This window comes from Lactobacillus sp. W8174 (assembly GCF_016100975.1).
Taxonomy (GTDB): Bacteria; Bacillota; Bacilli; order Lactobacillales; family Lactobacillaceae; genus Lactobacillus; species Lactobacillus juensis.
Genome location: NZ_JACFRN010000001.1, coordinates 374,236 through 389,039, shown reverse-complemented (window position 1 = coordinate 389,039; position 14,804 = coordinate 374,236). Strand labels below are relative to the sequence as shown.

The following is a 14,804-nucleotide window of genomic DNA, read 5'->3' as shown; positions in this document are numbered from 1 at the left end:
TTACACCATCATCTCTACAAAATTATCAAAAATAGGAAGAGCATCAAGGCTTCCAGGCGCACCTTCAGCATTAAAAGCTGTACCAATTACCTTATTGGCTTTATTACTGTAACCAGCTAATAACTCACTATGGAGATCGTATAATTCTTTTTCCATTTCAAATTGGACGCTGTTTGGCAGTACTAATTGATCTATATTCATCGCCACTTGCCAAATCTCATTCGTATTTTGGTCAATAACAGGATAATTAATACCGTTATAGGCCTGCGGCAAAGCAACTAATTCAAAATTAAGAAATTCACTTAAGGCTAAAAAGCCCAGACCAATTCCCCAAAGAGGAATTTTTCTATAAAATGCGGCCATAATAGGATTTAGATTCTCTTTGAGTTCTTCCACTTTTCCTGGACCACCCGAAATAATAATTCCTTGCGGCCGCAAATTTTTAATATCGGGTACTGACACGTTATAAGGTAAAACAGTAGCGTTTACTTTTCGTAAAGATAATTCTCTAAGCATAGAATGCTTTAATCCCAGATCGATAATAGCCACAGTTTTACCGACGTTAGGTACCGCATATGCATTTTTAGTTGAAACAGTGGCAGACTTGTTTTTAGGCAAAACTAAAGCTTTGATTTGATCAAAAGCATGTTCGTCGTTTGTGTCCATGATTGAGGCTTTTATGGTTTTCTCTTTATTTAAAAGATGAACTAGAGCCCTGGTGTCAACGTTATAAATAGCCGGTATGTTTTTTTCCTTTAAAAAAGAAGCTAAATCTTGAAAGTTTTCACTATCTGAAATATTTTGAGCTACATCATTGGCAATAATTCCTTTTACAGTTGGATTAATACTTTCATAATCTATTGCGTTAATGCCATTGCCACCGATCATAGGAGCAGTAAAAACTAAAATTTTACCTGTGTTTGTTGGATCAGTTAAAGCTTCCTGATAACCAAAATTACCGGTTTGAATAGCTAGTTCCCCTGTGGAAATTATTGAAGCTCCTAATCCTTCTCCTGGAAATGATTGACCATTTTCCAGAATCAAATATCGTTTCATTTAATCACTTTTTTCTCTTAAGTCAGCCAATTGTTCCAAAAAAATTTGTGGAGGCTGCACATCAAATTCCAGCCATTTACCTGAACGTGGCTGCTTAAAGCCCAGAACTTGAGCATGCAAAAACTGACCATTACCGTTTAAGGTATGATGTGGTCCATATAATGGATCTCCTGCAACGGGATGTCCAATATACGCAAGATGCACCCTGATCTGGTGTGTACGTCCTGTTTCAAGCTGACATTTTATTAAACTATATTTTTGAAACTGTTCTAGGACAGTAAAATGAGTGACTGCATTTTTACCATTTTCAACTACAGCCATTTTTTTACGATTATAATGATCACGTCCGATCGGAGCTTCAATTGTTCCAGATTTTTCAGAAAAATTCCCATGCACAATTGCTAAATAAAGTCTTTTGTTTGTCTTTTCTGCTAATTGTTTCTCTAAGCTTTCACGCGCAAAAGCATTTTTGGCTACCATTAACAAACCAGATGTGTCTTTATCAATTCGATGCACAATTCCCGGACGAAAGCCCTCAGGACTTTCAGCCAAATTTTTAGTATGAAAAAGTAATGCATTGACAAGAGTGTGGTCCGGATGTCCGGCAGCTGGATGAACTACCATACCTTGAGGCTTGTTAACAACTATTACATCTTGATCTTCATAAACAATATCTAGTGGTATGTCCTCTGGAGTTACGGCCAAAGGCTTTAATTTGGGTATAAAAACTGAAATTAAGTCATTTTTTTGAACTTTATAAGAAGTTTTAACCCTTTTGCCATTAACTAGAATATTTTTGTCTTGTACTAATTCTTGGATCCTTGAGCGAGATAAAGTTGGAATTTTAGTCGCCAGAACTTTGTCTATTCTGCCTTTTTCATCTTGAATGACAAGTTGATATTTATCAGGCATTATTTTTTTTCACTTTCATCAAAAAACAGAAGATAAATAAAAACGAGTATTATCCCTACTGTTATTGCAGAATCTGCAATATTAAATATATTGAAGTGAATAAAGTCTACTTGAATCATATCAATGACATACTTTAGATGAATTCGGTCAATTAAATTACCTATGATTCCTCCAAGAACTAATGCGACCCCAATACTAAAAAGTTTACTATGAAATTTTTTACTAAACAGATAATATAAACAGACTATGATAGCAATAATGCTAACTAGATAAAAAAGTCCCATTTGACCCGGAAGAATATTCCAAGCTGCGCCCTCATTTTGCACATAAGTAAATGAGAAAATGTGAGGTAAAACTTGGTGTGATTCACCCAATTTATAATTACCAGCAATAAAAGATTTTAAAGACTGATCGGAGATCACTATTAATAATGAAATAATTAAATATAAAAATTGCATTGTTACTCTTAAAATAGGCCACTAATTTTGCCATTGTTGTCAACATCAATATCTAATGCAGCAGGATGCTTAGGTAGTCCAGGCATGTCTAAAACATGGCCTGTAGTTATGACAATGAAGCCAGCTCCATTTTTCAAACTAGCGCCTTTAACGTGTAAAGTAAAATCAGTTGGAGCACCTAATAATTTTTGATTATCAGTGAATGAATATTGTGTCTTGGCAATAATTACAGGCAACTTATCCTTCCCCATTTTTTCCAGTTCTTGAATATCTTTTTCCGCTTTTTCACTATATTCTACTCGTGCGGCATGATATATTTTTTGGGCAACTTTTGCGATTTTAGTTTTAACGTCATCATCTTTTTGGTAAGTAGGAATAAGATGACCGCTTTGAGAATTTGCTAAGTCAAGGACTGCTTTTGCTGCTTCTATGCCACCTTTTGAGCCCTGTTCATGATAATCTACCACAACAGAGTCAATTCCTTGCTCTTTGATCAGCTTTTGTAAAAGATTAAGTTCATTTTCAGTATCTGTTGCGAAATGATTAATCAAAACAATAACAGGAATACCATAATTGCGCATATTATTCATATGTCTCTTAAGATTTCCAAAACCGTCGCGTAAAGCAGACAGATTTTCCTTACTTAAGTTATCAGTAGTCCCTTCTGCCTGATATTTCAAGGCACGGACAGTAGCCACAACTACACTGGCATCTGGCTTTTTATCAAGATGTTCGGAGACAAAGTCCATGAATTTTTGGCCACCAAGGTCACTACCAAATCCTGCTTCAGTCAGAACATAATCGCTTAGATGCAAAGCCAAATTTGTTGCCATTACTGTATTGGCACCATGAGCAATATTGGCAAATGGACCACCATGAATTAAAGCAGGTGTATGCTCAATTGTTTGAACAAGGTTAGGCTTTAAGGCATTGGAAAGAAGAGCGGCAATTGCACCTTCAAACCCAAGATCCTTAACGAAAACAGGTTGATCATCAATGGTATAACCAACGAGCATTAATCCAATTCTCTTTTTTAAGTCATCGATATCAGTCGACAAGCAAAGAATAGCCATTAATTCATTGGCAACAGTAATTGCGAAACTGGACTTATGTTCAACACCATTAAACTTTGAGCCTTGCCCAACGGTAATATTTCTTAAACTGCGATCGTTTACATCAATTCCGCGCTTTAAAAGAATTCTCTCAGGATCTAATTTAAGTTCATTTCCCTGATAGATATAATTGTCTACTAGTGCTGCTAAAGTATCAATAGCGGCAGTTAAAGCATGCATATCTCCGGTAAAATGGAGATTAATATCCTCCATCGGAATTACCTGTGCCTGGCCTCCTCCAGTTGCGCCGCCCTTTAAGCCAAAAACTGGTCCCATTGACGGTTCTCTCAAAGCAATCATGGTTTTCTGGTGTAATTGATTGTTTATGGCATCTCCTAAACCAATTGTCATTGTTGACTTGCCCTCTCCAGCTGGAGTGGGTGAAATAGAGGTAACCAATATAAGTTTAGCAAGGTGTTTTTTGGCCATTATATGCTTTATTGCCTGCCAGTTAATTTTAGCCTTGTCATTGCCATATGGTTCAATGTCTGTTTCACTTAAGCCTACCTTAGCGGCTATTTCCTTAATGGGTAATGCGTGAGCTTCTTGTGCGATTTGAATATCTGATTTCATTGCGCATGCCTCTTTCTATATTCTTAAATTTTAAAGTCTAACTCTTCATTTTAAATAATATCCTTTTCATATTAGAATTTAGGTCCCACCTTTTAGTTAATCAATTGTCATTATAACAAACATTGATCTATTTTTATGCATTGCCAGCCATAAATTAAGAATTATGTTAAATTTAATCTTCTGAAACGGCAAGACAGTCTCACCACTAAGTATGACTACCAACCTTTGAGGTTACATCATTTTCTGAAACTGCCCTTTTTTATTTTTCAAATCTTAATAAATAGTACTGGCCAAATTCTGCAATTTTGATTTTGTAAATTTTTAGCAGCTGCCAGTCGAAAATAATTGCTGGTTCAGATGTCAATTTTGCTTTAGCACGAAATGGCAGCTTAAATATTTCATCGGTCCAATATGAATTAAAGTAAGTATTAACTAATAACATTAAGAAAACTAAAGCACAAATTAAAGCCGGCCAGTTGAAAACTTTTGTACTTTCATATAAGAAAATAAGACATAAAAAAAGAACTATTAATACCCAGCTAAAATAAATTAATCCACTGCGACCTAAAATAATGAAATGCTTTTTTCTCATAAAGGCTCCTTTTCAATACCAAATTTCTGCTTCAAGGTTGCTATGACTAGTCGTATCAAATAAAGTTCTCATATAATTGCTAAAACGTGGTCTTTGTTTGAGCAAAATTTTAAATTCAGGAGAAGAATATAACTTTTTCAGTTGCTCTTTTTCGATATGATTATGTCCAGTAAAATATTGATAATTCATTTCTATAAACAAATGATTTACCTTTTGCAAGAACTCAGATTGTTCACTATGCAAATGATCTTTCTTATTGGAATTTCCTTGCAAATTTTTAATCTGAATTTCCTTCAAATAATGGTGAAAATGGGCCAAATTTTTTTCTTCCAGCTCTCTTTTAGTTAGAAACGGCTTCATATTAAATGTATGACGTTGATATTTAATATGATTCGGACTTACATCGATTACCCCATACCCCTGATCATATGAACAAAAACTGGAAGTTACTATTTCTATTGCAGGCGTTTTTCCTACTGGTCCAACTATGTTTTGAGCGTGTATATGTCCGGAAAAGGCAAGTTTAATATTGTAGTCCTGACATAAGCGGCATAAAAGTTGAGCATTATTTAGGACAAAGCCTCGATTTACGGCCTGATTATGAATATATAGGTTATGATGCATGAATAATAAAGGCCTTAGATGATTTCTTTTAGCATTTTCCAACTGTTTTTCTAACCAGATAATTTCTTCTTCATTTATTTGTCCTTCGGTCATCGGTGCGCCATTAGACTCCTGCTTACCGTAAATATTGGAATCCAGCAGTATTAAAAGATAACGTTGATTTAGTTGGACACTGTATGCTAATGAATCAGGATCAATGCTCAGTGCACAGTCATATGAATTTTTAAATATTTCCTGCCAACTTTTTGGACTTATTTGTTGAGCATAGAGCTGATTGGGACCTTTAAAAGCACGTGCCCAGCCATCATAAATATCATGATTACCAGGTATGACAAGTAATTTTGTGGCTTTTAAACGAGAAAATATTTCAGCAAATTTTTGTGCTGAAACTAACTCCCCGTTAAAAGTTACGTCACCAGTGACAATAATTGCGGCAGGTTTCTTTTTATTGGCGAAGTCAACAAATGCACGTAAGGCTGTTTCTTGATAAGCCAAATCTTTACCCTGACTAGTATTCTGAATATTCTGAAATGCCTGCCCATCATCATGCAAGCTATCAGCAATTAAGTGTGTGTCCGTAATAACCCAAAATTCCGTATTTGATTTTTCAGTAATCATTTTTCTTTGCCCAATATTGATAAAAGTCTACTCTTAGGTTGCCGTTAAATAATTTTCGCTTTTTGGTGGCTTTCTTACCAAAAAATTTCTCAAAAGCAGGATCTCCAACTAAATAATATTGACTAAAACTATCATATTTTAACAACGTTTCGCCCATTTGTTTATAAAGGTTTTCAGCTGATTCTCGATCTTTTAGCCGTTTACCATATGGTGGATTTGCAATTATAACTCCATTTTGTAGATCAGTAGCAAAGTCCTTTACTGCAACTTGCTTAAAATAAATATCTTGTAAAACACCAGCATTATTGGCATTTAATTTGGCAATTTCAAGAATAGACTGATCAATATCACTTGCCCATATAGGTTGTTCAAGTGGTTTGATTTCATTCTTGGCTTCTGCTAGCAATTCCTGATGAATAGAACTGTCAAACCAATCAAAGCCATCAAAAGCAAATTTGCGCCAACTGCCAGGAGCGATGTTTTTACCTATTAACGCAGCTTCAATAGCAAGAGTACCAGAACCTGTCATTGGATCTATAAGAGGATGAGTGCCGTCATATGGAGTTAGTTTTAATAGTCCTGCTGCAAAGTTTTCTTTTAGTGGTGCTCCACCGTGTTCAATACGATAGCCCCTTTTGAATAAGCTGTCTCCAGTAGTATCCAATGAAATTCTGGCAACATCTTTATTAATATGAATGTCAAGAGGATATTCATTACCATTCTCTGGCAAAAAGCCCCGTCGATGATATTGATCTGACATTTTATTTACAATCGCCTTTTTCACGATTGATTGGATACCGGGCTCAGAGTGCAATTTAGACCTGACTGATCTACCTTTCACAGGAAATTTTGCGTCAACAGGTAGTAATTCTGCCCAGTCAATGTCATAAACTTGATTAAAAAGAGTATCGAAATCAGTTGCTCTAAATTCTTTCAATAAAATTTTAACGCGATCTGCCGTTCTTAACCAAAGATTGGTTTTGACAATATCTTTTTGCGCGCCTTCAAAAAATACTCTGCCATTTTCAGTACGCGTTTGATAGCCCATTGCCTGTAATTCTTTGGCGACAACACTTTCAAATCCTGCGCCCATAGTTGTATATAGTTGATATTTTTCCATCTTAATTCTTTCTTTTCTTAAAAAAAGCGTTGAGCCCTTTGAAAAGCTCAACGCTGCCAATGCAAATTTCTATAAGCCACGTTCTGTTAAGGTATTTGTGGCATAAATACCCTTAGCAGCCATCTATCTTTGCTTTAACTAGCAACTCCAATCTTTAGTTCATTTTCATAGATTGAAACGCCCCCACCAAGTTTGGGTTGCACGCTCGCAGGGTTTACCTCGTTCCACCAGAAGCGTTTCCACCTCTGCTACGTCACTGTGGCACTTTTCAGAATATTCATGCATGTCATTTACGTATGATTTAGCACTTTTTTCGCCGTAATTAAAAATTCTTTAGCTTATTGGGCTAAATACGAACACTACAAGCATCGCAGCTCGTGCGTGCGTGGACTTTCCTCAGCCTGACCTTTTTACAGGTCAAACCGCGACTGCTCAAAATTTGCACCATTTAAAATTATATCAAAGCTTACTCTTTTTGTAACCCATAAACTCGTTGTTCCAGATTATAAACTTTTCGTTCAAGGGTTGAAATTCTTTGAATGATAGCCATATTAGTAGAACTTTCCGTTTGATAATCCGATTCGGTAGATGAATTAAAGCTATGAGTAGAACTTTCTTTAGTCGGTTTATAAGTTCTGACGGTTTCCTGCGTAACCGCTGGACTTACCCTTCTAGTTTTTTGCGCTTGGACGGATTCTTCTTTATGTTGGTCTTCCATTAGTTCACCCTGAAGTTTACCAATTTGGCCATAAAGATCTTCAATTATTTGTTCAAAGGTATCGTAATCAGCAATCACTTTATCTAAAAAAGCATCGACCTCATCTGGATCCAAACCTTTAACCTTTGTTCTAAATTGTTTTTTTAAAATATCCTGAGTGGATAGTTGAATATCATTTAAATCTGCCATGATAATATACAACTCCTTTTTTTATCACTTTTATTCTAGCAAAAACTGGACTGGCTTAAAACTAAAATGTTAATTTTAAATCAAAGTTATCTTATTCTCGAAATTCGTCATCTTGATTTTCTTGAAATTCTTCTGCTTCATCTTGCAGATCATAAAAATCAATTAACTCCAGAGGATATGCTGTTGTCTCTTGGTATTTTTTGATTAAATTATAATCAAACTTTGGTTTTCCCGGATTTTCCGGATCATAAATCATTAGGGCCCTATCGGTATGCATAAGCATAAAATTTTGATAGTTGCGCAATTGAACAGGATTTTGATACTTTTCTTTAGAAGTGGAGGCAAAAAAATCTACTTGTTGTTTTAAAGTAAGGTACTTTTCCTGATTTTTTTCGTTCCATCTACTAGCGAACTCCTCATAGGGAACAATAATGGATACTCGTAATGGATATTTTTGTCGTAAATCAATTGCCACTTCGCTTGCCCACTGCTCAATCCCAAGGTTAGCTCCAGTTATTACCCAGTCGAGTTGATTATTTTCCAATAGGTTAACCATATGTTTCTTTAAAACCAACTTAATAATTTTTATCTTAGGATCTTTGTCTCCAAACGTATTAAGTTCGTAGTTGCGATATCCAGTTACCCACAATCTTTGCATAATGAAACAGATAGCTCCTTGTTCAAAAACTTTTTCTTTATTGCTATAATGCTAGCAGGAGTGATATTTATGGTCAAATATCCAACCGGCAGTTCTGCCGCTTTTCGTAAATTAAATTATAGTCATCAAGCAAAGCACCAAAAAAGAAGACACAAAAATATTAATTTTTCTGACCGGGGAATGAATCTTGAGCAGATGATTAATGAATCTAATAAATATTATCGTACCAAAGAAATTGCAGTGGTGCATAAAAAGCCAACGCCAATTCAAATAGTTAAGGTAGACTACCCTAAAAGGTCACGTGCAGTAATAAAAGAAGCATATTTCCGCCAGGAATCAACTACGGATTATAATGGTGTTTATAAAGGATACTATCTCGACTTCGAAGCAAAAGAGACCAAAAATAAAACTAGTTTTCCTTTAAAAAATTTTCACGAGCATCAGATAATTCACTTAGCAGAATGCTTGAAGCAAAAAGGAATATGCTTTACAATAATAGGATTTACAAGTTTAAACCGCTATTTTGTAACACCAGCAAGCGCAATCATTAAAGCTTGGTGGACCAAAGATAAAAGTTCGTTAACATTAAAAGAAGTCGAGGATTGGTCAGTAGAGATTAAGAACGGCTTTCAACCCACTCTGCCATACCTGAAAGCTGTAGATTCTTTCATCTCGGATAGGAAAATACACGATGACAAATAAAAATTCAAACTCAAATAATGGACGTGAATCACGTAAGGACTACAGGCAAAGTCTGCCCAAGCCATTGTGGCGTCGAATACTTAAGTGGACATTTTTAGGTGTTTTTTTAATTTTGGTAGCTGGCGTAGGTTTGTTTGCCTTTTATGCTAAAGATGCTCCTAACATTAGTCGAGCTGATCTTGAAAGTGGTGGCTCTTCAGGGTTATATAATACCAATGGTAAATTTATCATGTCCCTTGGAACTGAAAAAAGGTTGTATGTTAAAGACAGTAAAGATTTGCAACTACTAAAAGATGCTATTGTATCAGTTGAAGACAAGCGCTTTTATAGAGATAAGCTGGGAATTGACCCTATTCGAATTGCAGGCTCAATGTTAACCAATGCTAAAAGCAAGAGTATTTCTGCTGGTGGCTCTACCATTACCCAACAATTAGTTAAGTTGACAAAATTTTCAACTTCTGCCTCTCAAAGAACATTACGCAGAAAAGCACAAGAAGCATGGCTGGCTATGCGAGTTCAAAGAGAATACAGTCATGATGAAATTCTGGAGTTTTATATTAATAAGGTTTACATGAATTACGGTAATACTGGAATTGGCACTGCTGCTAACTTTTATTATGGTAAAAAGATTGGAGATTTGGACCTGGCCCAAACAGCTATGCTTGCAGGAATGCCTAACAGACCAACCGTTTATAATCCCTACACCTACCCAGAATATGCAAAATATCGGCGTAATATTGTTCTCAAAGCAATGTTAAACAATAAAAAAATTTCTCAAGAACAATATGATGAAGCTAGGAAAGAAAGCATAAAAAAGGGGTTAAAACCTCATAATCAACGTAAACAATCTAATTTACGCAAAATTAATGATCCTTACATTAAAGAAGCAATTGCCGAAGTTAGAGCTAAGGGATTTGACCCCTTCCGCGATAACTTAAAGATTACCATTAATATGGATCAAAAGGCTCAAAAGAAACTTTATCAACTGGCTAATAATGGTCAAGTTCCTTTCACAAATGACAAGATGCAGATTGGGGCTTCCGTAGTCGATCCAAGTAACGGCCACGTAGTAGCTATACTTGGTGGCAGGCACTTACCCTCTTCAGTTCAATTGGGCTTAGACCGAGCAGTACAAACCACTAGATCTACTGGTTCTTCAATAAAACCGGTCTTAGATTATGGTCCGGCAATTGAATATCTAAATTGGTCAACAGCAAAAATGCTAGATGACAGCAAGTATGTATATCCAGGAACGAATGTGCAACTCTATGACTGGGATAATAAATATGATGGCATGATGACAATGAGACACGCCTTGGAACAGTCACGTAATGTTCCTGCAGTCAAAACTTTGAGAGAAGTTGGTGTTAAACGAGCAGCAAAATTTGCTGGGAAAATGGATATCAATGTTCCTAAGGACTCAGGCTTGTCAGTGGCAATTGGTGCAAATGCGTCAAGCTTGCAGATGGCCGGTGCTTTTAGTGCCTTTGCTACGATGGGAATCTATCATAAACCGCAATTTGTTTCTAAAATTGAAACTCCTGATGGACTTACCAGAAATTATGATTCTGAAGGCATTCGAGTGATGAGTAAGTCTACAGCTTACATGATTACGGACATGCTGAAAGGAGTAATTAAACGTGGGTCTGGTACTAACGCTCAAATTAGAGGTTTGCATCATGCTGGAAAAACTGGATCTGTCAAGTATTCCGAACAGGATTTAGCACGCTACCCAGCGTACGCTGCAACTCCTAAAGATTCCTGGTTTGTAGGTTATACGCCTAGTTATTCAATTGGTGTTTGGACAGGCTATGATAATCTGAAAGACGGAACCATTTCCGGTATCGGTCAGCAATCGGCACAGCTTTTTTACAAGAACATGATGACTTATCTAATGAGAAACAAAGAAAATGTCGATTGGCAAAAGCCTGACTCTGTGATCCGAGCAAAAATTGCTAGAAACTCAAATCCGCCTGAAGTGTCGTCTACAGGTGAATGGCAGTTGTTTGTTCGTGGTCATTCTCCTATTGGTATAGTTGATGATAGCAGCGATTATGATGAAGATGATGAGAAAACTAATACTAATGATTCTTCTTCAACAAATACTCAAGGAAGATATTCAGTTCAACATAATCAAAATGGTTCAACCAGGCAACCTGATAAGAATCAAAGAAAAGCCAAAAGTTCAAAAGATAAGAAGCAAAATCATACAAGTGAAAATGATTCACCAAATTCAAGTCAAAATAATGACTCTAATAATTCCGATTCGGGTACCAGTTCTGATCATGAGCAAAAGCCTAACAAACCTGGAGGTGAAAGCAATAATACAAATACCAACAATGAAAATAATGACCATTAGTTAAGAAAAACGTCGAAAGATTGATGTGAACCCCAAAATTAGGACACTTTATATTAGCTATTAACTGAGGACTAACTGCCGATATTCAAGCGGAGTTAGTCCTTTTAGTTTGATCTTGATTCTTTTCTGGTTGTAATACTCAATGTAGTCTCTAATCGCATCTTCCAGTTCAGTGAGATTTTTAAACTGCTTTTCAAAGCCATAAAACATTGCTAAAACAGTTAAGTAAATAAATTTAACACACATAGTATTAGGAACACCGGTTCCATCATAGGGACGAAGTCATAAGAATAAAGCAGAACCTACGAAAATCTTTTAAAGTTAGTCGTTTGCCAACTACTCATAGTATAGATTCCTTTAATATTATTTTGATAAAGAAATTATACTAACCTTTTTTAAACCCTATTTTTCTTTTAAATAACTGTATGGATCATTTTTATCACGTGCTGTCATGGAATAGCGACCAAATAGAATCATTGCGTGATGAGTATGAATCCATTCGTTTTTCGGTAAAATTTCTTCTAACCTTTTTTCTACTTCAAGAGGTTTGGCATTTTGTGGCACAATATGGAATCGTTTTGAAATTCGTGACACGTGTGTATCAACTGCTATCGCTGGTATCCCAAATCCCTCTGCTAAAACAACATTAGCAGTCTTCTCGCCAACTCCAGGCAAAGAGATTAACTCCTTTTTATCTGGTGGAATTTGACTATCATATTTTGAAACCAAAATTTCTGCTGTCTCTTTTAAGTGCTTAGCTTTAGAATGATAAAGTCCAATTTGGGAAATATGATTTTCTATCTCTGAAATTGTTGCCGAGGCTAAATTCTTGGGTTCTGGATAATCTTCCATAAATTTTGGCATCACTCGATTTACCATCTTGTCTGTGGTTTGAGCACTCATTAACACTGCACATAATAAATGAAATTTATTGTCCCAAACCAATTCACTTTTGGCATCAGGATACATACGGTTGATGCACTCTAGCACCTTTCTAGCTTCATTTTTACTAAGTATTTTTTCTGCTTTCATTTAGCGGTTCCTCCTCAAAAACTTTTGGACTTCACTGCTTGTTTTTAGATTATGTCTTTGCCAATTGAGCAAAATACGATCAACATACTTCAGACTATATGCTTGAGATAAGACTGCTTCGCGTAGGGCCAGCTTAATAATGGCCGGATCGTAGTGATCGACATTGAGCCAAGCGGCAATTTCTTCTCGTTCTATTGGACTTAAATAGCGACCAAATTCAATTTCAAATTGCCGCACTAATTGATTTAATGGACTGTTATCAATAACCGTTTCTGATTTTTTAACAGGTATTTTTTTATTAGCTGCCAAAGTTTTATTTTCCAGCAATTGATCCAGCTTATCATATAATGGATTCAGATTATATTTGTTTCCAATCATGCCATTCTTGTCAGTAACCTGATCAATCACAATTAAATCTTTTTCAATCAATTTTTGGATTAAAGCAGTGATTTCTGTAACAGAAAAGTTAGTATTTCCTGCAATCTGTTCATTGGTGGGGAAAAAAATGTTTTTCTGAGCAAACATTTCCAATTGAATAATGACCATCATTTCTGCATCATCAATATTAAGCTGCGGATAATAAGCTAGTAAACCATTTGATAAGGTAGTGAAACCTAAAAAGCGGTAATCATTATAGCGCATATTAACTTCTCCCTTTAAAAAAGTTGAACTAAATCAATCTTTAGTTCAACTTTCAACTATACTATTCACTTTAATTTAAGGTTCCAAACGATTAATCATTCTCGGGAATGGAATAGCTTCGCGGACATGATCCAATTTGCAAATCCAAGCAATAACACGTTCAAATCCCATCCCAAAACCAGAATGAGGTACACTGCCGTATTTGCGCAAATCTAGATACCAGCTGTAATCATTCTCATTTAAACCAGCCTCATGTATTTGTTTAAGCAAAGTTTCATAATCACTTTCACGTTCAGAACCACCCATGATTTCGCCATAACCTTCTGGTGCCAAAACATCTGCACACAAGTATTCCTTAGGATTATCGGGATTTTTCTTCATGTAAAATGGTTTAATACTTGTCGGGTAATTAACAATGAAAAATGGACGATCAAATTTTTCAGAAATAAAAGCCTCGTCAGGAGCACCAAAATCATCGCCCCATTTGAAGTCACGACCATCGTCTTGCAAAATTTTTACTGCATCATCATAAGACAAGCGAGTGTAATTACCTTGAGCCGCAGGCTCTAATTTTTGGGGATCACGACCTAAAATTCCTAATTCATATTGACAATGCTTGAGAACTTGTCCGGTCACGTATGACAAAAAACGTTCTTGCAAATCAAGAGATTCATCTTGATGCATCCATGCCATTTCTGGCTCCATCATCCAAAATTCAGTTAAATGACGACGAGTTTTGGATTCTTCAGCTCTGAAAGTGGGACCGAACGTAAAAATCTTACCGAATGCTTCTGCTCCAACTTCACCGTATAGTTGCCCAGACTGTGATAGGTAAGCATCCCCACCAAAGTACTCCGTATGAAATAACTCGGTAGTTCCTTCAGGAGCTGAATGCATAAAAATAGGAGCATCAAATTTTACAAAGCCTTCATTTTCAAAAAAGTCAACCGTAGCTTTGAAAATAGTATTTCTAATGCGCATAATTGCAAAAGGACGTTTGCTTCTAAGCCATAAGTGTCTGTGATCAAGCAAAAATTCGATCCCGTGTTCCTTGTTGCCGATGGGATAGCCTTCATTGTTAGTTATCAGCTTTAAATCGGAAATTTGAATTTCATAACCAAAATGAGAACGCTCGTCTTGGTGTACAGTTCCCTGAATATAAAAACTGGCCTCTTGATGCAGAGATTTTGCTATTTCAAACACTTCATCAGAAACCGCATTTTTACGAACTACGCCTTGAAAAAAGGCTGTACCATCACGTAATTGTAAAAATACTATTTTGCCGCTTGAACGTTTGTCAGTCAACCAAACGTGCATTTTTACTTCTTGGTCAACATGCTTGCGGCAATCTTCTATTGAAATTAATTCTGTCATAAACTTTTATTCCACTTTCCTTATCATAATCAAATTAATGATACCAAAGTTTGATCAATTTAGCG

Annotated in this window: 14 protein-coding genes, 1 other RNA gene and 1 pseudogene; 2 read left to right on the top strand and 14 right to left on the bottom strand. The window is 35.9% G+C overall.

Going from position 1 to position 14,804, the window contains the following annotated elements; all coding sequences use genetic code 11:
* The 10 genes from H3U49_RS02005 to H3U49_RS01960 all read right to left on the bottom strand — a co-directional run bounded on the left by H3U49_RS02005 (position 1) and on the right by H3U49_RS01960 (position 8,630).
* Entirely contained in the window at positions 1–1,056 is a 1,056-nt protein-coding gene (locus H3U49_RS02005) for a carbamoyl phosphate synthase small subunit (RefSeq protein ID WP_198179250.1), read from the bottom strand.
* Positions 1,057–1,968 carry an RluA family pseudouridine synthase gene (locus H3U49_RS02000; RefSeq protein ID WP_198179248.1) on the bottom strand — a complete coding sequence of 304 codons (912 nt, stop codon included), beginning with the start codon at positions 1,966–1,968 and terminating at the stop codon, positions 1,057–1,059.
* A complete protein-coding gene (gene lspA / locus H3U49_RS01995; protein ID WP_198179246.1) occupies positions 1,968–2,426 on the bottom strand; it encodes a signal peptidase II in 459 nt (152 codons plus the stop codon). Before lspA ends, H3U49_RS02000 begins: the two co-directional genes overlap by 1 nt.
* Before the next feature lie 8 nt (positions 2,427–2,434).
* Complete coding sequence (locus H3U49_RS01990; RefSeq protein ID WP_198179244.1) at positions 2,435–4,111, bottom strand: formate--tetrahydrofolate ligase; 1,677 nt, start codon at positions 4,109–4,111, stop codon at positions 2,435–2,437.
* 259 nt (positions 4,112–4,370) lie between these two features.
* Positions 4,371–4,703, bottom strand: a complete 333-nt coding sequence (locus H3U49_RS01985) for an acyltransferase (protein WP_198179242.1) — start codon at positions 4,701–4,703, stop codon at positions 4,371–4,373.
* Positions 4,704–4,715: 12 nt separating this feature from the next.
* Entirely contained in the window at positions 4,716–5,945 is a 1,230-nt protein-coding gene (locus tag H3U49_RS01980; RefSeq protein ID WP_198179240.1) for a metallophosphoesterase, read from the bottom strand.
* Positions 5,935–7,065, bottom strand: a complete 1,131-nt coding sequence (locus tag H3U49_RS01975) for a class I SAM-dependent RNA methyltransferase (protein WP_198179238.1) — start codon at positions 7,063–7,065, stop codon at positions 5,935–5,937. Before H3U49_RS01975 ends, H3U49_RS01980 begins: the two co-directional genes overlap by 11 nt.
* A 67-nt stretch (positions 7,066–7,132) precedes the next feature.
* Positions 7,133–7,505: RNase P RNA component class B (gene rnpB / locus H3U49_RS01970), an RNA gene on the bottom strand.
* Positions 7,506–7,531: 26 nt separating this feature from the next.
* The gene (locus H3U49_RS01965) at positions 7,532–7,972 is read right to left on the bottom strand and encodes a DivIVA domain-containing protein (RefSeq protein WP_198179236.1); all 441 of its coding nucleotides are present in this window, start codon (positions 7,970–7,972) and stop codon (positions 7,532–7,534) included.
* A 91-nt stretch (positions 7,973–8,063) separates the two neighbouring features.
* A complete protein-coding gene (locus H3U49_RS01960) occupies positions 8,064–8,630 on the bottom strand; it encodes a DUF1273 domain-containing protein (protein ID WP_198179234.1) in 567 nt (188 codons plus the stop codon).
* Positions 8,631–8,699: 69 nt separating this feature from the next.
* Between H3U49_RS01960 and recU the strand changes: the two genes are divergently transcribed.
* Positions 8,700–9,332: a Holliday junction resolvase RecU gene (recU, locus tag H3U49_RS01955; RefSeq protein ID WP_198179232.1), complete on the top strand. Its 633-nt coding sequence runs from the start codon at positions 8,700–8,702 to the stop codon at positions 9,330–9,332.
* Entirely contained in the window at positions 9,322–11,691 is a 2,370-nt protein-coding gene (locus H3U49_RS01950; RefSeq protein ID WP_198179230.1) for a transglycosylase domain-containing protein, read from the top strand. The genes recU and H3U49_RS01950 overlap by 11 nt, the downstream gene beginning before the upstream one ends.
* Before the next feature lie 60 nt (positions 11,692–11,751).
* Here the strand turns inward: H3U49_RS01950 and H3U49_RS01945 are convergent.
* The 4 genes and pseudogenes from H3U49_RS01945 to asnS all read right to left on the bottom strand — a co-directional run.
* Positions 11,752–11,904: pseudogene (locus tag H3U49_RS01945) on the bottom strand (IS3 family transposase); the annotation flags it as partial.
* 189 nt (positions 11,905–12,093) lie between these two features.
* Positions 12,094–12,723 carry an endonuclease III gene (nth, locus tag H3U49_RS01940; protein WP_198179228.1) on the bottom strand — a complete coding sequence of 210 codons (630 nt, stop codon included), beginning with the start codon at positions 12,721–12,723 and terminating at the stop codon, positions 12,094–12,096.
* On the bottom strand, positions 12,724–13,365 hold the full coding sequence (locus H3U49_RS01935) for a DnaD domain protein (protein WP_198179227.1): 642 nt from the start codon (positions 13,363–13,365) through the stop codon (positions 12,724–12,726).
* A 75-nt stretch (positions 13,366–13,440) separates the two neighbouring features.
* A complete protein-coding gene (gene asnS / locus H3U49_RS01930) occupies positions 13,441–14,739 on the bottom strand; it encodes an asparagine--tRNA ligase (protein ID WP_198179226.1) in 1,299 nt (432 codons plus the stop codon).
* Between the last annotated feature and the right edge of the window lie 65 nt (positions 14,740–14,804).